Source organism: Brachybacterium sp. AOP3-A1-3 (assembly GCF_052378285.1).
GTDB lineage: Bacteria > Actinomycetota > Actinomycetes > Actinomycetales > Dermabacteraceae > Brachybacterium.
In genome coordinates, this window is the sequence record NZ_JBQSXM010000024.1 from 1 (window position 1) to 18050 (window position 18050).

Sequence of the window (18050 nt, forward strand, 5' to 3'; positions counted from 1 at the left end):
GACGCTAAAGATCTTCGAGTCGCGCCATCCGTCTGATATGTGAAGCGTGTGCCGCAGAGTGCCTTCGTAGTGCATGCCGATGTTCGCGAGCACTCGAGAGGAACCGACGTTGCGAGGATCGCACGTCGCCTGCACCCTCTCCGCTTCCGGGAAGGAGTCGAAGGTCCAGTCGGCAAGGGCTCGGGCGAGAGCCGTACCGACGCCTTGGCCCCAGAGATCGATGTGTACGGAGTATGAGATCTCGAACGTGGACCCCGACAGCCTATTCACCTCCCCGATCCCCAGGAGTGGGTCGAGTCCCTGGCAGTGGTGTAGCGATCCTTCGTTGAGAGAGAGTCAGACTGTCGGGCGCGTCGGCGTATGCGGAGCCGGTTCGTGCGCCGGCCGGCGTGGTGGGGGGGCCTCGGCGACGGCCTCGACCTCCCGGTAGTGGCGCCCGGCCTGGTAGATCGGGGTGGCCGAGAGGACGTTGACCAGACCCTGTGCAGCAGTCGTCACCACGACGCCGATCACCAGGGCGCCGAGCACTCTGCCGAGCACGGCGGGTTGGGACTGCAGGCGCCGACCTGCCACGACGGCCACCGGGGAGCCGAGGCGCACGAGCACATCAGCGCTTCGGCGCACCAGCAGGGCAGGAAGCAGGAGACTGCCCAGTGCGGCGAGTCCGGCGCCACCGAGGAACAGCACCACCAGCGGGCCGTTGGACAGTCGCGGCAGGCTCCAGCTGAGCATCAGCATCACCAGGCCGAGCACCAGGACCGCCGCCCGCCAGAGGCCGGGGCGCCGGGCCACCTCCCCGCGGGCGCGTTCGAGTTCCTCCCCGTGGGTGCGCGGGGGAGGCGTCGCCGCCCCGGCGACCAGGCACAGCGGCACCGCGAACGCCACGACGATGGCCGCTGGCGCGACGCCCGGCGCCGGAGTCATCTCGAGCAGTGCCTTCCCGGCCCAGGGCACGAGCAAGGCCTCGACCGTCACGCCTCCCACTGCACCGATGAGTGCGGGAGGCAGACTCTCCCCAACCCCCATCAGCACCTGATCCCGTCGGCGCATCCCCAGCAGGTGCAGGCGGGCTGTGCGCCGGGCCCTGTCCTGCTCGGACATGCGACCGGTCGCGGCGGCGGCGGCCAGCACGGGCAGCCCGATCGCGAGGGCCACGATCCCCGGCAGGATCAGCTCGAAGAGGTCCGACGCGGCAATCCCCGGGGCAAGACTGCGCGGCCGGCCCGCATCCAGCAGAGACAGCACCACGACCAGCAGCGCACTGCCGATCAGAGAGGTGAGGAGGGCGCTCAGCGCCCGGAAGCGGCCATGGTCCGTGGCACGCAGCGCGAGGGTGAGACCGAGGCGAAGGGGCGGCAGCATCTCAGCCCACCAGCTCCCCGTCACGCATGCTCACAAGGCGGTTCAGGTGAGCGGCGACGCGATTGTCATGGGTGACGACGACCAACGTCGTGCCCTGCTCCATGACCGTCTCCATCAGCGCGTCCATCACGGTGTCGGCGGCGACCGTGTCCAGGGCGCCGGTCGGTTCATCCGCCAGCAGCAGCGACGGCTGGTGCACCAGCGCTCGGCCCACCGCCGCGCGCTGCGCCTGCCCACCCGAGACCTGGGCTGCCCGACGGTCCGCGACCTCGCCCAGGCCGAGCCGTTCGAGCATCGTCTCGACAGCGACACGGATCTGTGCCGGCCGGCCGCCCAGGAGCTGCAGCGGAAGGGAGAGGTTCTCCCGCAGGGTGAGCTCGCCGATCAGGTCGCCGAACTGGAACACCATGCCCATGCGCGCCAGCCGGAGCTGAGCACGATCCTTGTCCCGCAGAGCTCCGAAATCCTCGCCGAGCACCCGCAGCGTGCCCTCCTCGGGAACCAGCACCCCGGCGAGCACGTGCAGCAGCGTCGACTTCCCGCAGCCCGACGGGCCCATCACGGCCACCTGCTCCCCGGCGGCGATCTGCAGATCGATTCCGCGCAGGGCGGGATCGGCGCCGTAGGAGACGTGGACCCCGGTCAGCTCGACGACCGCCGCGGCTCCGGGCTCCGTCGCGGCGCGCTCACGGCGGTCGGAGGCCGCGGTCATCGCTGGCTCCCGGCGCCGCCGGTCGGTCCGTCGGCCGGCTTCTCCCACTGCGTTCGCAGTGCGCCGAGCCGCTGACCGGCCTCCTGGATCCAGCGCAGATCCGCATCGAGGTGGGTCAGCTCGTAGTCGAGCTGAAGCAGCAGCGCGGGCTCGGCACCTCGGCGGCGCGAGGTCAGCTCGCGCATGCGCACCATGTGGCTCTCGCGCTGCGCGCTGAGGACATGCTCGGCGTCCCGGCCGGAGAGCAGAGCGATCGATACCCGGGTGAACAGGGTGGAGGCCGCGAACGCGCCCGTGGCCTGCGGTGCATAGATCCAGGTATCGAGCTCGGTGACGCCCTCCGCCGTGATGCCGTAGAGCTTCCGCTCGGGCCCCGCGCCGGTCTCCACGGTGAGGATCTCCGCCCAGCCCTGACGCTCGAAGCGGGCCAGCGAGGCATAGACCCGTCCGAAGGCAAGTGGCCGCTCCGGGCCGAGGAGGTGGTCATAATCCTGCTTGAGGGAGTAGCCGTAGGCCGGCGACCGATCCAGCAGTCCCAGCAAGGCATGTGCAGTACTCATGGGTCCACTACACGTAGTGTGTATACCCTCGGTGAGTACATCGATGAAGCGAGTCGGCCATGCCTGCCGGACGGGTCGGTCGCCCCCTTAAATTTCGAACTTTAGACACTTTGACTGCTAGACTGGATCCATGACCGTCCCACTTCGCATGCCCGCCACTGTGGCCACCAAGAAAGGCGCCGGCTACCTCGCCGAGAAGGCTGCAGAGCGCACCGTCGTGCTCACGAACCATGGCAAGCCCAGCGCCGTCGTCATGAGCCCTGAGCGCTTCGATGACCTCGAACGCTCCCTTCGCCTGGCGGCCGATCAGATGATCCAGGGGGTCAGCCAGCTCGTCTCTGAGCGTTCCGAGTTCCATACTGTGGACGAGGTCCGCGAGCGCTTGCATGCGCGTCGGTGACTCCCTCCCCGGAGACCAGGCAGAGGTCATCTTCACGACGGAAGCCGAGGAGTGGATCGCCTCCCATGTCGAGGGCTCGCACTGGGATGAATTCCTCAATGACGTGGTCGCGCTGTTCACGCAGCCCTGGGGGAAACACCCGCTGTCGAACCGGAACGCATCCGACCAGCTCGCGGGACTGAACACCACGGCGACCCTTCGTGGGGACTATCGGATCGTCTTCCGTGCAACGATCTCCCAAAGAGGCACTGGACTCATCGAGATCCTCGCGATCGGCCCTCGAAGCAACAACCGGATCTACGACTCCGTGAACTCCCTCATCAGGAGTGGAAAGCTCAGCGAAGACGAAGTACAGAGCATCTGGGACATGCTGGAGATCTACGAGAGCACCGCCGACAAACATGGCCTCGAGCTGTGGGATTACACGCCGGAGCCCGCACCGCCAGGACTCATCAAAGCAGCCGTTGCCATAGGGGCCCTTTCCCAGGGGCTGGCAGAGATCCTCTCAGCCGACGAGATCAATGCTGCCCTTGCAGACGCCTGGGACCCAGAGAGCGGCGAGCTTGATCCGGCACGGGCATTACGTGCTGCGGTCGAGCGGGTCGCGGGGAGCGCGGACCCGGAAAGGATCATCGCACTCCGGCAGGAGCCTCGCTGCAACGCGCACATGCCTCGCGCCGACAAGCCCTGCGTCCGCCGCCGCGGACACCCCGGCGCACATCGCGCAACCCGCTGACGGCGTTCCGGAGGATCGCTGTCGTCCCGAAGCTGGAGCGCGTCGACAACGGCCGCGCATGCCAAGATGCGGCATGGCCGATGAGCGACTGCTGACGATCAGCACCTTTGCCCGAGCTGTCGGGATCCCGGCCAGCGCTCTGCGGCACTACGCCGCGCAGCAGGTGCTCGAACCGGCCGACGTGGACCCCGTCTCGGGCTACCGCTATTACGCGCCCGCTCAGATCGACAGCGGCGTGCTGCTGCAGCGGATGAGGTCTGCCGCTGTGCCGCTGCCCGTGATGCGGGAGGTGCTCGCCGGGGCCCCGAGCGACGGAGCTCGTCTGCTCGCCGAGCTGGCCACGCACCACGGCGCCGCATCCCGTCAGCGTGTGGACGAGCTGACGGCGCTCAGAGCTCAGCTCGACCCCGCCCCAGCACATCGCGCCCCTGCGACTGCCGACCTCCTCGGCACCGTCCTGGCCAGCGCCGTCTCCCAGGTGCTTCAGGCCGCCGCGAAGGCCGCGGCCGACGTCTCCGGCCTCGTGTGCTCGATCGGCCCGCGGGGCATCGAACTGATCGCCACGGACCGCTATTGGCTCGCTCATCGCCACCTCGAGGCGGAGGGTGCCGGCCGCGAGGCACGGGCGATCATCTCGTGCGAGGACGCCGTCGAGGTCGCAGCGACCAGCTCCCATCGCGGCACGGTGCACCTCGAGCTCACCGAGCAGGGGCTGACGATCCACGACGCGGACGGAACGCTGCTCGCACGCACCGTTGCCGTCGAACGAGCGGTCCCCGACCTCGGCCGCCTGGTCTCCACACAGCCACCCGCCCGGGCCCTCGCGGGCTTCGACCGAGCGGAGCTGCAGGAGATTCTCGATCGGTCGGGCCTGAGCGAGAAGCTCCTGCTCGTCGTCGACGGAGGGAAGACGGCTCTCCACGCGGGCGGCGCTCAGGACGACGCTCCGGTGCTGAACGGGTGGGCCACCCGCGGAGAGCGGCTCGAGGTCCTGGTGGGCCGGGCGCTATTCGCGGCGGCCATCGCCGTCTGCGCCGGTGAGGAGATCGTGCTCTCCCTGGTGGACACGATCACTCCCGTGCGGGTCGCCTCCCCCGTGCAGGACACCTTGACCTGCCTGGTGATGCCGATGCTTCCTTGACCTTCAGGTCGCTCGAACCCTCAACCTCGAGGGCGTGAGAACACACCCCTCGATCCCGTCCCCGCTCCCTGCCCGATTCCACCTGTGGTGGGCCGCCTCCACCCTGCAGTCCGCCGGCGGCTCCATGCTGGGCTTCGCTCTGATCTGGCTCGCCACAGGCCACGGCCCCGGCGCCGTCGCCCTGGTCAGCATGCTCTCCGTGCTGCCACCGGTGGCCCTCATGCTGCTGGGCGGCGTGCTCGGCGATCGGCACGGCCCCCGCCGCATGCTCCTGGTGACCATGGGCGCCGAGCTGATCGTGCTGATCCCCCTCCTCGCCGTCTCCGGCGGCGATCCGACCGTCACGCTGCTGGCGACTGCCGCGGTCACCACCTCCACGATCTCCGCGATCTCCCGGCCGTCGGCGACCGTGTACGCCCGGCTGCTGATCCGCAGCGACGACTAGCTGCCGCGGGCCCTGGCACGGATCTCCGGCAGTCTGCACGCCGCCCGGATCCTGGGGGTCGCAGCGAGCGGCATAGCCCTCTCCCTCTGGTCCCTGACCGCGGTCCTCGCCGTACATGCCCTGCTCACGGCGCTCTGTGTCGCGGTCCTCTGCGCCCTGCGGCCTCAGGGACCGCGCTCCTCCTCGACGACCAGTGCCCCGGCCGGCGGCATCTGGCACTCCCTGGCGCTCGGGATCCGCTCCGCGCACGCGCTGCACGTCTGGCCCCTGCTGGGGGCGGTGGCCCTCGTCTGCTCCGCAGTGCTCCCCGTGGTGGCCGTGGTCCTGCCCTCCTGGGCGCGCGCGAACGGGTGGGACGCCTCACAGGCGAGCCTCCTGGAGGCGGCGTGGGCCGCAGGAACCCTCACGGTCACGCTCCTGATCTCCATCACCGGCACCCTGTCCCGGCAGAACCTCGCGCTGATCGGCGGCCCGGTGCTCATGTCGATCGCCCTGGGGGCCCTCGCGTCGCCTCCCGGGCCTCTCGGCGCCGGAGCGGCGATCCTCTCCGCGGCTCTTCTCGGTGTCGGGACCGCCGTCTTCACCACCCACATCGCACCGACCTTGCTGCGTCTGGCGCCTGCGGGGCAGATGACCCGCTTCCAGGCGCTCGTGGGCGTCGTGCAGCTCGCACCACCCGCCCTGCTGAACAGCCCCTTCGCGGCTCTTTCGGGAGGTGGTCATGCATCAGTCGCGCTGCTCCTCGCGGCCGCCCTGGCCGCCGGCGCAGCCCTCATGATCGGTGTGAGCACGCGGGAACCCGTCGCGCCAGTCCCGTCATGACCGGCCCGGTCACCTGATCCGGGAGTGGACGAGGGTGTCCCGCAGCAGGGACGGGTCCGTGGCCGAGACGGCGTCGTTGCGGAACACCCCGTCCAGCTCGAATCCGAGGCTCAGCGGAACCCGAGCGCTGCGGGTGTTCCGCCGATCGCAGCGGATCTCCAGGCGCCGGAAGCCCTCGTGGTCCGCGGCGTCGATGACAGCGCCGACGGCCTCGCGCATGTACCCGCGACCGGTGTGCGTGCTGGTGAGCCAGTACCCGATCTCCCCCTTGGGGACCTTCCAGTTCACGGCGAAGATGCTGGTGCGGCCGATGAAGTCCTCCCCCGTCGGGTCCCAGATCGTCCAGGTGGACTCCGTGCCCGCCTCGAAACGGCCCACCGCGGCGGCCAGGTTCTCCGTGGCCTGCTCGAGGGTCTGCGGCGACTGGGCCCAGGGCATCCACGGCTCCAGCTCGGGCAGCGAGGCGGTGACCGCCTCCGCCTGGGCCGCCGCGTCGTCGACGCTCACCGCACGCAGGAGCAGGCGATCCGTCCGGATCTCTCGGGGCAGGTGCCTCACGGCGGCGTCACTCATGCGCAGGAGGGTATCCCCTCCGCGCTACCGTAAGAGAGCTCCCCAGGAGGTGCGATGAGTCCAGACGCTGCAGACACGCTCGGGCTCGACGGCAGGTGGTTCGATCCGTTGTGGCGGATCACCGTCGAGCTGAGCCCCCTCGAGCAGGCGCTCCTCGATTCCTGGCCGGTGCGCCGCCTCGGGGCCATCTCCCATGCCGGTGCGGCGTCGCTGACCACCACGCAGACCTACTCCCGGCTCGAGCATTCCCTCGGGGTCCTCGCGCTCGTCGCGCACTTCGCCCCGGATGACCAGCTCGCGCGGGCGAGCGCGCTGCTCCACGACGTGGGGCACCTGCCCTTCAGCCACACCCTCGAGGGCATCGACGGACTGGACCATCACGAGCTGGGCCATTCGCGGGTCCGGGCGATGGGCGAGCTGCTCGCGCAGCACGGGATCGATGCGGACGACGTGAACGCGGTGGACGACGGCCGCCTCGTCTCCCCGCTGACCAGTGGCCGTGGCGGGATGAAGCTGGACCACCTGGACTCCTTCCTGCGCAGCGGCCAGGCGCACGGCCGCACCCGCGGTCTCCCGTCGGACCTGCTCGAGCGCCTCCGGCTGCGCGACGGCACGGTGGACACGGATCCGCGGACCGGCGCCGAGCTGGTGCGGCTGGCCGTGGCGGAGGCCCGGGCCCAGCGCTCCCCCGCCGATGTGCTGCCCGTCGCGGTCCTGCGGCACCTCGTCACCACAGCGCTCTCGGGCGAGGAGCCCGACCTGACGGTCGCCGAGCTCGTGGAGATGACCGACGACGAGCTGCTCGCGGCCCTGCGCCGCTGCCCGTCGACAGCCGAGGAGGCCGAGGCGTTCCGCCACCATCCGCTCAGCTGGCGCCTGCTCGCCGAGCACGACGAGCACGACGAGACGGAGGACGGCCCGTCCCGGGCGGCTCGCGTGGAGCACCGCATCACCCGCACCTATCTCGATCCGCCCAGCGTCGACGGCGAGCTCCTCCACACCCGCGAGGCCGAGGACCTGCGTCGCGGCCTTCCCCTGGTCTTCGTGCTGCGCCGGCAGTGACACCGCACAGCAGGACCGGCCGACGCAGAACCTCTCGCGCCACGCCGCCCGGTGCGCCGTCCCGATAAATCGGACACCCGTACAGTGGTCGGTGCCCGGCGGGCGAGGGGCCCGTCGACCACCACGACGACGAACGCCGAACAGGGGACATGCCATGGGGACCACAGAGCTCAGGAGCACCACGGGATCGACGGGGAGCACACGACGACGGATCGCAGCGACGGCGATCTCGGCCGGCACCGCGCTGCTGCTCGCAGGGTGCGGCGGCGGTTCGTACGACGATTCGCGCGACCTCTACGAGGAGCTCCGGGTGAACTTCCACTGCGACACCGTGGACTCCGACGACTTCAACTCATTCATGGAGGGCGAGCTGACCGACGGCTTCCCCGCCTTCGACGTGGTCGACGGCGACTGCCAGCTCGGGGACGACGACAGCGTCACCGTCAGCACCGTGGTCCCTCACGACGTCAAGGGCAAGGACTTCATGGAGGCCTTCGCCGAGGAGAACGACGAAAAGGGGTACGGCCTGCTGGCCAAGAACTGGGTGATCCTCGTGGACGACGACGATCCCGCAGTCCAGGAGTGGCTCGAGACGGTCAAGGACGAGCTCGGCGGGGAGCTCATCACGCTCTCCGGCCAGGGCGGCAGCGACTACTGAGCCCGACCGGGCCGCTCACACCTGCAGGATCAGGATGACCAGGGCATCGAGGAACGCCCCGTGCGTGGTCGAATCCGGGATGTGCATCGTGGGCGACTCCAACAGGATCGTCCCGGTCACGGCGACGAGCAGCAGGGCGACGATCGCGGCCCCCATCAGGGCGAGCGCGGAGAAGGTGCGTCGCTCCGACGCGACGAGGCTGGACATCGGCTCGTGGCTCATGACCCCACTCTAGGGGTTCTGGGCATGGTCGCCGTACGCCCTGGGCGAACGCCGAAAGGCGGCAACCCCTGCTCACCGCGCGGCCGCCGTCGCGAGAGCGGCCTACGATCGATCCCATGGAGATCCCCTCGCCCTCTGCCCCCCGCCTCGCCTACATCGACGCGACCGCGGGCATCGCCGGGGACATGCTCCTGGCGGCTCTGGTCGACGCCGGCGCGGACCTCGACGCGGTGCAGGAGGTGCTCGACGCCCTGGTCCCGGACTCGGTGCGCTTCGTGCGCAGCACGGTGGACCGCGGCGGGCAGCGCGCCACCAAGATCGACGTGGACGTGCTGGTCACGGACCCGCCCCATCGCACCTGGGCGTCGATCCGGGAGCTGCTGGAACGTTCCCGCGGGAACGTCTCGGTGCCGGAGCGGACGATCGACCTCGCGCTGACGGTGTTCGGCCGCCTGGCCGACGCGGAGGGCACCACGCACGGGGTCCCGGCCGACGAGGTCCACTTCCACGAAGTGGGCGCGCTGGACTCCCTGGCCGACGTGATCGGGGCCTGCGAGGCGTGGCGCCAGCTGGGCATCACCGAGGGAGCGGGCAGCGTGATCGTGGTGGGCAGCGGGCGCATCCGCGCCGCACATGGCGACATCCCGGTGCCGGTCCCGGCCGTGGTACGTCTCGCGATCGGCTGGCCGACGGTCGCCGGCGAGCTACTGCCCCCGCGCGGGCACCAGCACGCCCACGGACCGTCGTCCGACCACCAGCCTGACCACCACCACCACGACCACGACCACGACCACGACCACGACCACGACCACGACCACGAGAATCCTCACGCCACGGACCGCACCCCGGACCACGACGCGGCGGTGCCGGTCCCCACGTCGGACGTCGACGTCCCCGCGCACACGATCCCCGCGCACATGGCCGGAGGCCCCCACGAGCACGGCGGCCGGAAGGTCCCCGCGGGCGTCGCGCCCGGGATCGGCGAGCTCGCCACCCCCACCGGCGTCGCACTGATGCGGGGTCTGGCCGGCACCTCGGGGCCGCAGCCGATGCTGCTCACGGAGGCGGTCGGCGTCGGCGCGGGCACCAAGGAGACCCCCGGCCGGCCGAACGTGGTGCGGGTCCTCGTCGGTCGGCGGGGATACGGAGCGTCGCCCGACCCGGCCCATTCCGCCAGCCAGTCCGCCTCTGCCAGCCAGTCCGGATCCGTCGGGTCAGCCCCGTCCGTCGACCCGTCGGCGCTCGCAGCCTCCGAGCTGCCCCTCCCGGCAGGGCCCGGGGGCGACAGCGTCGGCCCTCGCGCCGCCGACGCGCACGACACCCCGACGTCGGCCGTCCAGCTCGAGGCGAACGTGGACGACCTCGACCCCCGGCTGTGGCCGCGGATCATCGACGAGCTGCTGGACCTCGGCGCCCTCGATGCCTGGCACACCCCGATCACCATGAAGCGCGGCCGCCCCGCGATCACGATCCATGCCCTGGTCAGGGAACGGTCCGTGCAGGAGATCGCGGCGGTGCTGATGGATCGCACGGGCACGCTCGGGGTGAGGATGCACCGGGTGGAGCGGGTCATCCGCACCCGCGAGTTCACCGAGGTCGAGGTGCAGGGCCAGCGGATCGCCGTGAAGATCGCCCGCGATGCCCGCGGCGCCGTCGTGCGCCGCGAACCGGAGTTCCGGGACGTCGCCGCAGCGGCCCGGGTGCTCGGGATCAGCGAGCGCGCCATGCTGGACCTCGCGAAGGAATCCGCAACCGGCCTGACGGAACACGCCGACTGACGGATACTGGCTGGGACCACCGCTGCTCACCTGGAGGTTCCCATGGCTGCCCTGTCCGACGCGATCACCAAGGCCATCGACCAGGCCCGCAAGGCCGAGAACGGCCGGCACGCGGAGCTCCTGGTCCATGACGGCCCCCTGCGCCAGACCGTCATCGCTCTCAAGCAGGGGGAGCGCCTGGCCGAGCACAACTCCCCGCCCGCCGCCTCGATCCAGGTGATCCGCGGCAGCGTGAAGGTGACCGGCGAGGAGACCGTGGTGCTGGAGACCGGCCACGTCGAGGCGCTCACCCATCACCGCCACTCGGTCGAGGCGCTCGATGACACCGTGTTCCTCCTGACCACCGTGACCAGCGTGCCGGGCGCCGAGAGCCACAGCACCCCCGGCACCCACACCAGCGAGCTGCTGCGGGTGCGCGAGGACGACTGAGCTCCCGGCCCGGGGCCCTGGACGGGGGCCCCGACCCGGGCGCTGTCAGCCCACCTCGCCGCCACCGCCGTGCTGGGCGAGCTGCAGCCACGTGTCGACCACCGTGTCCGGGTTCAGGGACATCGAGGCGATGCCCTGGTCCATCAGCCACTGCGCGAAGTCGGGGTGGTCCGACGGGCCCTGCCCGCAGATCCCCACGTACTTCCCGGCCACCCGGCAGGCCTCGATGGCCCGGGAGAGCATGAACTTCACGGCGGGATCCCGCTCGTCGAAAGCGTCGGCGACCAGGCCGGAGTCGCGATCCAGGCCCAGCGTCAGCTGGGTCATGTCGTTCGAGCCGATGGAGAAGCCGTCGAAGTGCTCGAGGAACAGCTCCGGGGTGGCGGCGTTCGACGGGATCTCGCACATCAGGATGACCTGCAGGTCGTTCTCCCCGCGCACCAGGCCGTGGGTGGCGAGCAGGTCGATGACGCCCTTGCCCTCGGCGGGGGTGCGCACGAAGGGGATCATGAGCTTCACGTTCGTGAGCCCCATGTCCTCGCGCACGTACCGCAGGGCCTCGCACTCCATCGCGAAGCACTCCGCGAAGTCCTCCGAGAGGTACCGGCTCGCGCCGCGGTAGCCGATCATCGGGTTCTCCTCGTGCGGCTCGAAGAGCGTGCCGCCCAGCAGGTTCGCGTACTCGTTGGACTTGAAGTCGCTCATCCGCACGATCACCGGCTCCGGCGCGAAGGCCGCGGCGATCGTCGCGACGCCCTCCGCGACCCGCTGGACGAAGTAGTCCCGGGGCGAGGCGTAAGCGGCGACCTGGGCCCTGACCTGCGCAGCCACCTCGGGCTCGTCGGTGTCCAGGCGGTCCAGCTCGAGCAGGGCCCGGGGGTGGATGCCGATCTGCCGGTTCACGATGAACTCGAGTCGCGCGAGGCCCACCCCGGCGTTCGGCAGCCGGGAGAAGGCGAAGGCCTGCGCCGGGGTGCCCACGTTCATCATGATCTTCACCGGCAGCTCGGGCATGGAGTCCACCTCGCTGGTCGCGACGGTGAACTCGAGCTCGCCCTCGTAGACGAAGCCGGTGTCGCCCTCGGCGGCGGAGACGGTGACCTCGTCGCCGTCAGCCAGCTCGCGGGTGGCGGTGCCGGTGCCGACCACGGCGGGGATGCCCAGCTCACGGGCGATGATCGCGGCGTGGCAGGTGCGGCCGCCGCGGTTGGTGACGATCGCGCTCGCCCGCTTCATGATCGGCTCCCAGTCGGGGTCGGTCATGTCCGCCACCAGCACCTCGCCGGCCTGGAAGTCGTGCATGCGGTCGATGTCCTCGAGCACCCGCACCCGGCCCGCGCCGATCTTCGCCCCGATCGCGCGACCCTCCACCCGCACCGTCCCGCGGGAGGCCAGGTGGTACTTCTCCACGGTGCTGCCGGCGCGGGACTGCACCGTCTCGGGCCGGGCCTGGAGGATGTACAGGCCCCCGTCGGCCCCATCCAGACCCCACTCGACGTCCATCGGGCGGCCGTAGTGCTCCTCGATGATGAGCGCCTGACGGGCGAGCTCGGTGACCTGCTCGTCGGTCAGCGACAGCTTGACCTGCTCGGCGGCCTCCACGGGGATGAACTCGGTGGTGCGGCCCACGGCGGCGTCCTCGGTGTAGACCATCTTGGTGGCCTTCTCGCCGACGGTGCGCTTGAGGATCGCGGGCCGGCCCTCACGCAGGCCCGGCTTGTACACGTAGAACTCATCGGGGTTCACCGCGCCCTGCACCACGCCCTCCCCCAGGCCGTAGGCCGACGTGATGAACACGGCCTGGTCGAAGCCCGATTCGGTGTCGACGGTGAACAGCACCCCGCTGGCCCCGAGGTCGGAGCGCACCATCTTCTGCACGCCCGCGCTGAGCGCCACCGAGGCATGTTCGAAGGAATGGTGGACGCGGTAGGCGATCGCCCGGTCGTTGTACAGCGAGGCGAACACCTCGCGGATCGCGGTGAGCACCGCATCGATGCCGCGCACGTTGAGGAAGGTCTCCTGCTGGCCCGCGAACGACGCATCGGGGAGGTCCTCTGCGGTGGCCGAGGAGCGCACCGCGAAGGAGGCCTCCTCGCCGCTGCCCGCGGCGAGCTGCTCGTAGGCGGAGCGGATGTCCGCCTCGAGCTGCGCGGGGAACGGCTGCTCGATGACCATCTGCCGGATCATGCGGCCCGCCTCGGCGAGCGCGCGGGTGTCCTCGGTGTCGAGCTGCTGGAGCTGCGCGTCGATGCGCTCGGCGAGACCGGTCGCGCCGAGGAACTCGCGATAGGCATCGGCGGAGGTCGCGAAGCCGTCCGGGACCTGCACCCCCAGGCGGCTGAGGTTCGAGACCATCTCTCCGAGCGAGGCGTTCTTGCCGCCGACCTGGTCGAGGTCGGCCATGCCGAGCTCGGAGAACCACTGGATGCTCTGCGTCATTGCGGGCTCCTTCTGGGGGGTGTGCTGCTCAACGGGACGACGTCCCGCGGCGATCGAGCGATTGGAGGATCAGGGTGGACATCTCCTCGACCGATCTGGTCGAGGAGTCGACGAAGGGGATCCCGTACACGTCATAGACGCGTCGGGCCCGGGACAGCTCCCAGCGGGCCTGCTCGAGGGACGAATACCGGGAGTCGGGCATGCGCTCGGTGCGCACGGCGGCCAGCCGCTGCGGGGAGATCAGCAGGCCGAAGCAGCGATCGGAGAGCGCAGCGATGGACTCGGGCAGCACGCCGGCGGCGAGGTCCTCGTCCACCAGCGGATAGTTCGCCACGAAGATCCCGTGCATGAGCGCGAGATACATGCTGGTGGGGGTCTTGCCGCAGCGGGAGGGGGCGATGAGCACCACGTCGGCCTTCTCGAGCGCCCGCACGGACTGCCCGTCGTCGTGCTCGATCGCGAACTCGACGGCCTGCATGCGCCGGTTGTAGCGGTGGGAGTCGCCCACCCCGTGCAGGCGGGCCGGCGCGTGGTCGCCGCTCATGCCGAGCTGGGACTCGAGCTGGGCGAGGTGCCCGCTCACGAAGTCGACGACGGGGGCGCGCGTGCCCAGAAGCTCCTCGCGCACCGCCTCGTCGACGACGGTGAGGAACACAATCGGCGCGACCGTCCCGTCCATCGCGGCGTCCAGCCGCTCCCGCACCTGGCGGGCCTCCTCGACGCTGCGCACGAAGGGGATCAGAGTGCGCTCAAAGGGCGCACCGGGGAACTGGATCAGGAGGGCGTTGCCCATCGTCTCCACGCTGATGCCGGTGGAGTCGGAGATGAAGAAGACCGGGACGGCGGTAGCAGTGGTGGCTGAAGTGGCAGAGGCGGCAGCGGCAGCGGGGCTCGGGGCCAGGTCCGCCGGGCTGAGGGCGTCCGCGCCATCCGGCTCTGCGCCCGGAGTCCCCGTGGCAGGAGTTCCCGCGGCAGGAGTCCGCGCGGCAGGCGGCAACGGCGCAGGGATCGGCAGTGAAGAACCCATGGGTGCCCCTTCCACTGGGCCCGGTGCGCGCACCGGGGACACGACGTCGTGCTCGCGGCCAACGTAACGCGGCCCGACGGTGCGACGGCAGTATTTGCGTCGTGATCGCCGTCTCACCCGGGCGCGATCTCGGTTCCAGCCCAGGTCAGGCCCGGGTCAGGACCCCCACCAGGAAATCGTCGGCCGCAGGGCGGAGGTCCCAGGTGGAGAACCGCTGCTCGAGACGCAGACCGCCCGCTGCGGCGTCGGCCTCGAAGTCGCCGATCTCGTAGCCGCGGTCCAGACCGAATCCGACCACCAGGCGGCCCTCGGGGACGAGGTGCGCGGCGAGGCGGGCGAGGGCCGGACGACGCTCGCCGCCGGCGAGGAAGGTGAGCACGTTGCCCGCGCACAGCTGGAGATCGAACTGCTCCGACAGGCCGTCGGCGTCGCGCAGGTCGAGCTCGGCGAGGTTGCCGACTTCCCAGCGGACGTCGGGATGGTCCTCGCGCGCCACGTCGATCAGGTGCGGGTCGAGATCCACGCCGACGACCCGGTGGCCGGAGCGCGCGAGATGACCGCCCAGCCGCCCCGTGCCGCAGCCGGCGTCGAGGATCCGGGCGCCACGCGGGGCCATGGCGTCGAGCAGCCGCGCCTCCCCGAAGATGTCCTTCCCCGACGCCTCGATGCGGCGCCAGCGCTCGGCGTAGCCGCGGGCGTGCTCAGGGTTGCGTCGCACGGCCTCGGTCCAGAGGTTCGCCGCGGGGCCGGGGGAAGGATTCTGCGTCATGCCTCCATGGTGCACCGTCGGCGGCCCAGACGGCTCAGGTGCTTCAGCCGGCAAGGCGCGAGTCGTCGCGGATCTGGCCCACGAGCTCCTCGAGCATGTCCTCCAGGGTGACGATGCCGATCACAGCGCCGGTCTCATCGGTCGCGGCGCCCAGGTGCGCACCGGAGGCCTGCATCGAGGTCAGCGCCTGGCGCAGCGGTTCATCGGCGCCGATCTCCGGCAGGGCACGGATGCGCTCCGCCGGGATCGGGTCGTGACGGTGGGCCTGCACCGAGTCCAGCAGATCCTTGATGTGGACGTAGCCGGTCAGGCGCCCGTCGGCCGCCTTCACCGGGAACCGGGAGAAGCCTTCGACGGCGGCGGTCTCCGCCTGGGCGGCGGTGACGCCCTCGGGCAGGCTGGAGATCTTCTCCAGCGGGATCACCAGGTTCGCGACGCTGCGGGCCTCGAAGCGCAGGGCCCCGAGCAGCAGCGCCTCGTCGTTGTCCTCGAGCAGGCCGCCCTCGCGGGACTCACTCACCATGGCCGCCACTTCGTTGCGGGTGAACACGCTGGTCACCTCGCTCTTGGGGGTGACACCGAGCATCCGCAGCACGAGGTTGCCGATGGCGTTGAGCAGCCACAGGATCGGCCGCAGCACGGTGACGATGCCCATGAGGATCGGTGCGAGGATCAGCGCCATCCGCTCCGGCCCGGCGAGGGCGATGTTCTTGGGCACCATCTCGCCGAACACGACGTGGAGGTAGGTGACCAGGGACAGCGCGATCACGAAGGAGATCGGATGGACCAGGGCGCCCGGCACACCGAGAGCGTCGAAGGGCACCGCGAGCAGGTGGGCGATGGCCGGTTCGCTGATCGCGCCGAGGGCGAGCGAGCACACGGTGATGCCCATCTGCGCCCCTGCCATCATCAGCGAGACGTGCTCCATGGCGTTGATCGTGACCTTCGCGGCCCACTTCCCCTCGAGGGCCTTGGGTTCGATCACGGAGCGCCGCGCCGAGATCAGCGCGAACTCGGCGCCCACGAAGAACGCGTTCAGCAGCAGCAGGATCAGGGTGAGGGCGAGGCCCGTTGCGGTGCTCATCGGCCTGCCTCGCTCTCGTCGTGGTCCTTCGCGGCTCGTCGCAGAGCCCTCTCGCTGTCGCGCTGATCGGAGCGCTCACGACGTTCGGCCTTCTCCCGCTCCCGACGGGAGGGCTTGTCGTCCTCGGTATCCTCGTCGTCCTCGACGACGGGCTCGACCTTCACGTGGACGGTCTCGATGCGCATGCCGTCGACCTCGGTGACCTCGATACGCAGCTGGGCGAGGGCCTCGCCGGGGGCGGGGTCGGTGGCCACGACGATCTCGTCGCTGACCTCTGCGAGCCGGCCCAGCTCCATCGTGACCAGGCCGCCGAGGGTGTCGTAGTCCTCGTGCTCGGGCACGGTCACGCCGAGGCGCTCGGTGGCCTCGTCGGGCCGCATGCGGGCGTCGAGGTCCCAGGAGCCGTCGGGCTCCGGGGTGTCGTCCATCTCCTCGTCGTGCTCGTCGCGCACCTCGCCGACGATCTCCTCGACGAGGTCCTCGAGGGTGATCAGCCCCGCGTGGTCGCCGAACTCGTCGACCACCACGGCCATCTGCAGACCCCCGCTGCGCAGGGTGTCCATGAGGTCGTCCAGCGGGACGGTGTCCGGCACGAAGGTGGCGGTGCCCATCACGGCGTCGACCAGGGTGGTGGGCCGTTCGTCGAAGGGCACGGCGAGCCCGTGGCGGATGTGGGCGACGCCGGCGATCTCGTTCTCGTCGGTCAGCACCGGGAAGCGCGAGTGACCAGTGGTGCGTGCCAGTTCCAGCAGATCCTCGACGGTGTCGTCCACGTCCAGGGAATCCATGCGGCCGCGCGGCACCATCGCGTCGTGCGCACGACGGTCGCCGAAGGCGAGGGTGCGCTGCACGAGCGAGGCGGTCTCCTCCGCGAGGGCGCCCTCGTCGGCCGAGCGCTTGACCAGGGCGGAGAGCTCCTCGGCGCTGCGGGCCGAGCTGAGCTCCTCCTGCGGCTCCACGCCCAGCGCCCGCACCACGGCGTTCGCGTTGCCGTTGAACAGGCGGATCGGCAGGGCGAAGATCGTGGTGAAGATGCGCTGGAAGCCGACGACGGCCTTCGCGGTGCGCAGCGGCTGGGAGATCGCCATGTTCTTGGGGACCAGCTCGCCGAAGATCATGGTCATCGCGGTGGCGAGCACGAGGGCGATCGTCACGGACACGGACCGGGCGGCGACCGTCCCGAGGCCCAGGTCCACCAGGGCGGGGCCGATCAGGGCGGCGATCGCGGGCTCGGCGAGGAAGCCGATCGCGAGGTTGGTGACGGTGATGCCGAGCTGCGCCCCGGAGAGCTGCGTGGAGAGGGTCTTCATCCCCTCGAGCACGCCGCCGGCGCGCTTGTCGCCGTTCTTGACGGCGGCCTCGACGTCATTGCGGTTGGCGGTGATGAGGGAGAACTCGGCGGCGACGAAGCCACCGCAGGCGACGACGAGCAGGAGCCCGACGCCGAGGGATATGAGGGGACCGATCAGGTCCATGGACGGATCCCCCCGGAGAATGCATGTCGTGTCAGGCCCGAAGGCCTGGGACTGTCACTCGGGGCGTCGCTGGCGGCGCTCATGATCTCCTGGTGCTCCTCATAGACCCCGCCCGGCGTTCGGAGGGGGATGAGGAAATGCTACAACCCGGCCCCTGAGCGCGGGAGGGGTTGTGGATGCGACGTCCGACGCACCCCCAGCCCCAGCCCCGCAGCCGCCAGCTCCGCACCCCCAGCCCCGCCGCCCCAGCCGCCCAACACAGCTGCTGCCGCGCCGCCGCCGCACCTCAGCGCATCCACTGGCGCGTGATGTGCAGACCGCGCCGTATGCGGGCAGCCTGCTCACCACACGCCACT

The 18050-nt window shown here is 70.6% G+C and carries 20 protein-coding genes; 9 read left to right on the forward strand and 11 right to left on the reverse strand.

Annotated elements, in window-relative coordinates; translation table 11 throughout:
- The 4 genes from ACT3T5_RS17765 to ACT3T5_RS17780 form a co-directional block, all read right to left on the reverse strand.
- Positions 1-285, reverse strand: a 285-nt coding sequence (locus ACT3T5_RS17765; RefSeq protein WP_444595110.1) for a GNAT family N-acetyltransferase, incomplete at its 3' end; no start/stop codon positions are given.
- Positions 286-336: 51 nt separating this feature from the next.
- Complete coding sequence (locus tag ACT3T5_RS17770) at positions 337-1362, reverse strand: hypothetical protein (protein ID WP_444595087.1); 1026 nt, start codon at positions 1360-1362, stop codon at positions 337-339.
- 1 nt (position 1363) lies between these two features.
- Entirely contained in the window at positions 1364-2074 is a 711-nt protein-coding gene (locus ACT3T5_RS17775; RefSeq protein WP_444595088.1) for an ABC transporter ATP-binding protein, read from the reverse strand.
- A complete protein-coding gene (locus ACT3T5_RS17780) occupies positions 2071-2634 on the reverse strand; it encodes a PadR family transcriptional regulator (protein ID WP_444595089.1) in 564 nt (187 codons plus the stop codon). The genes ACT3T5_RS17775 and ACT3T5_RS17780 overlap by 4 nt, the downstream gene beginning before the upstream one ends.
- Before the next feature lie 130 nt (positions 2635-2764).
- On the opposite strand from ACT3T5_RS17780, the gene ACT3T5_RS17785 reads away from it, so the two are divergent.
- The 5 genes from ACT3T5_RS17785 (at position 2765) to ACT3T5_RS17805 (ending at position 6178) form a co-directional block, all read left to right on the forward strand.
- A complete protein-coding gene (locus ACT3T5_RS17785; RefSeq protein ID WP_444595090.1) occupies positions 2765-3034 on the forward strand; it encodes a type II toxin-antitoxin system prevent-host-death family antitoxin in 270 nt (89 codons plus the stop codon).
- Entirely contained in the window at positions 3021-3770 is a 750-nt protein-coding gene (locus ACT3T5_RS17790; protein ID WP_444595091.1) for a hypothetical protein, read from the forward strand. The genes ACT3T5_RS17785 and ACT3T5_RS17790 overlap by 14 nt, the downstream gene beginning before the upstream one ends.
- A 73-nt stretch (positions 3771-3843) precedes the next feature.
- On the forward strand, positions 3844-4911 hold the full coding sequence (locus tag ACT3T5_RS17795; RefSeq protein WP_444577011.1) for a MerR family transcriptional regulator: 1068 nt from the start codon (positions 3844-3846) through the stop codon (positions 4909-4911).
- A gap of 34 nt (positions 4912-4945) precedes the next feature.
- Positions 4946-5356: an MFS transporter gene (locus tag ACT3T5_RS17800; protein ID WP_444577010.1), complete on the forward strand. Its 411-nt coding sequence runs from the start codon at positions 4946-4948 to the stop codon at positions 5354-5356.
- Positions 5357-5635: 279 nt separating this feature from the next.
- Positions 5636-6178 (forward strand): hypothetical protein, encoded by a 543-nt coding sequence (locus ACT3T5_RS17805; protein WP_444577009.1) that lies wholly within the window; start codon positions 5636-5638, stop codon positions 6176-6178.
- Between the two features lie 9 nt (positions 6179-6187).
- Here ACT3T5_RS17805 and ACT3T5_RS17810 read toward each other — a convergent pair whose 3' ends face one another.
- Positions 6188-6751, reverse strand: coding sequence for a GNAT family N-acetyltransferase (locus ACT3T5_RS17810; protein WP_444595092.1), 564 nt, complete (start codon positions 6749-6751; stop codon positions 6188-6190).
- Positions 6752-6805: 54 nt separating this feature from the next.
- Between ACT3T5_RS17810 and ACT3T5_RS17815 the strand changes: the two genes are divergently transcribed.
- Positions 6806-7813 (forward strand): HD domain-containing protein, encoded by a 1008-nt coding sequence (locus ACT3T5_RS17815; RefSeq protein WP_444595093.1) that lies wholly within the window; start codon positions 6806-6808, stop codon positions 7811-7813.
- Positions 7814-7967: 154 nt separating this feature from the next.
- On the forward strand, positions 7968-8471 hold the full coding sequence (locus ACT3T5_RS17820) for a hypothetical protein (protein ID WP_444595094.1): 504 nt from the start codon (positions 7968-7970) through the stop codon (positions 8469-8471).
- Between the two features lie 15 nt (positions 8472-8486).
- On the opposite strand, the gene ACT3T5_RS17825 is transcribed toward ACT3T5_RS17820, so the two are convergent.
- Positions 8487-8693 carry a hypothetical protein gene (locus ACT3T5_RS17825; protein WP_343922359.1) on the reverse strand — a complete coding sequence of 69 codons (207 nt, stop codon included), beginning with the start codon at positions 8691-8693 and terminating at the stop codon, positions 8487-8489.
- Between the two features lie 116 nt (positions 8694-8809).
- On the opposite strand from ACT3T5_RS17825, the gene ACT3T5_RS17830 reads away from it, so the two are divergent.
- Together ACT3T5_RS17830 and ACT3T5_RS17835 are read left to right on the forward strand one after the other, a co-directional pair.
- Positions 8810-10471: a LarC family nickel insertion protein gene (locus tag ACT3T5_RS17830; RefSeq protein ID WP_444595095.1), complete on the forward strand. Its 1662-nt coding sequence runs from the start codon at positions 8810-8812 to the stop codon at positions 10469-10471.
- Positions 10472-10513: 42 nt separating this feature from the next.
- Positions 10514-10900, forward strand: coding sequence for a hypothetical protein (locus ACT3T5_RS17835; RefSeq protein WP_193117742.1), 387 nt, complete (start codon positions 10514-10516; stop codon positions 10898-10900).
- 45 nt (positions 10901-10945) lie between these two features.
- Here ACT3T5_RS17835 and ppsA read toward each other — a convergent pair whose 3' ends face one another.
- The 5 genes from ppsA to ACT3T5_RS17860 all read right to left on the reverse strand — a co-directional run bounded on the left by ppsA (position 10946) and on the right by ACT3T5_RS17860 (position 17694).
- On the reverse strand, positions 10946-13339 hold the full coding sequence (gene ppsA, locus ACT3T5_RS17840; RefSeq protein ID WP_444595096.1) for a phosphoenolpyruvate synthase: 2394 nt from the start codon (positions 13337-13339) through the stop codon (positions 10946-10948).
- 28 nt (positions 13340-13367) lie between these two features.
- Positions 13368-14366 (reverse strand): pyruvate, water dikinase regulatory protein, encoded by a 999-nt coding sequence (locus ACT3T5_RS17845; RefSeq protein WP_444595097.1) that lies wholly within the window; start codon positions 14364-14366, stop codon positions 13368-13370.
- Positions 14367-14511: 145 nt separating this feature from the next.
- Entirely contained in the window at positions 14512-15135 is a 624-nt protein-coding gene (locus ACT3T5_RS17850; protein WP_444595098.1) for a class I SAM-dependent methyltransferase, read from the reverse strand.
- Between the two features lie 43 nt (positions 15136-15178).
- The gene (locus ACT3T5_RS17855; RefSeq protein ID WP_444595099.1) at positions 15179-16219 is read right to left on the reverse strand and encodes a hemolysin family protein; all 1041 of its coding nucleotides are present in this window, start codon (positions 16217-16219) and stop codon (positions 15179-15181) included.
- Positions 16216-17694 (reverse strand): hemolysin family protein, encoded by a 1479-nt coding sequence (locus tag ACT3T5_RS17860; protein WP_444595100.1) that lies wholly within the window; start codon positions 17692-17694, stop codon positions 16216-16218. Before ACT3T5_RS17860 ends, ACT3T5_RS17855 begins: the two co-directional genes overlap by 4 nt.
- Positions 17695-18050 lie beyond the last annotated feature (356 nt).

Bases quoted from the DNA above. Each gene is read 5' to 3' on its own strand.
- ACT3T5_RS17820 (WP_444595094.1), top strand. From the start codon at position 7,968: ATGGGGACCACAGAGCTCAGGAGCACCACGGGATCGACGGGGAGCACA.
- ACT3T5_RS17810 (WP_444595092.1), bottom strand. From the start codon at position 6,751: ATGAGTGACGCCGCCGTGAGGCACCTGCCCCGAGAGATCCGGACGGAT.
- ACT3T5_RS17825 (WP_343922359.1), bottom strand. From the start codon at position 8,693: ATGAGCCACGAGCCGATGTCCAGCCTCGTCGCGTCGGAGCGACGCACC.
- ACT3T5_RS17850 (WP_444595098.1), bottom strand. From the start codon at position 15,135: ATGACGCAGAATCCTTCCCCCGGCCCCGCGGCGAACCTCTGGACCGAG.
- ACT3T5_RS17785 (WP_444595090.1), top strand. From the start codon at position 2,765: ATGACCGTCCCACTTCGCATGCCCGCCACTGTGGCCACCAAGAAAGGC.
- ACT3T5_RS17770 (WP_444595087.1), bottom strand. From the start codon at position 1,362: ATGCTGCCGCCCCTTCGCCTCGGTCTCACCCTCGCGCTGCGTGCCACG.
- ACT3T5_RS17815 (WP_444595093.1), top strand. From the start codon at position 6,806: ATGAGTCCAGACGCTGCAGACACGCTCGGGCTCGACGGCAGGTGGTTC.
- ACT3T5_RS17780 (WP_444595089.1), bottom strand. From the start codon at position 2,634: ATGAGTACTGCACATGCCTTGCTGGGACTGCTGGATCGGTCGCCGGCC.
- ACT3T5_RS17830 (WP_444595095.1), top strand. From the start codon at position 8,810: ATGGAGATCCCCTCGCCCTCTGCCCCCCGCCTCGCCTACATCGACGCG.
- ppsA (WP_444595096.1), bottom strand. From the start codon at position 13,339: ATGACGCAGAGCATCCAGTGGTTCTCCGAGCTCGGCATGGCCGACCTC.
- ACT3T5_RS17790 (WP_444595091.1), top strand. From the start codon at position 3,021: ATGCGCGTCGGTGACTCCCTCCCCGGAGACCAGGCAGAGGTCATCTTC.
- ACT3T5_RS17775 (WP_444595088.1), bottom strand. From the start codon at position 2,074: ATGACCGCGGCCTCCGACCGCCGTGAGCGCGCCGCGACGGAGCCCGGA.
- ACT3T5_RS17855 (WP_444595099.1), bottom strand. From the start codon at position 16,219: ATGAGCACCGCAACGGGCCTCGCCCTCACCCTGATCCTGCTGCTGCTG.
- ACT3T5_RS17860 (WP_444595100.1), bottom strand. From the start codon at position 17,694: ATGGACCTGATCGGTCCCCTCATATCCCTCGGCGTCGGGCTCCTGCTC.
- ACT3T5_RS17795 (WP_444577011.1), top strand. From the start codon at position 3,844: ATGGCCGATGAGCGACTGCTGACGATCAGCACCTTTGCCCGAGCTGTC.
- ACT3T5_RS17845 (WP_444595097.1), bottom strand. From the start codon at position 14,366: ATGGGTTCTTCACTGCCGATCCCTGCGCCGTTGCCGCCTGCCGCGCGG.
- ACT3T5_RS17835 (WP_193117742.1), top strand. From the start codon at position 10,514: ATGGCTGCCCTGTCCGACGCGATCACCAAGGCCATCGACCAGGCCCGC.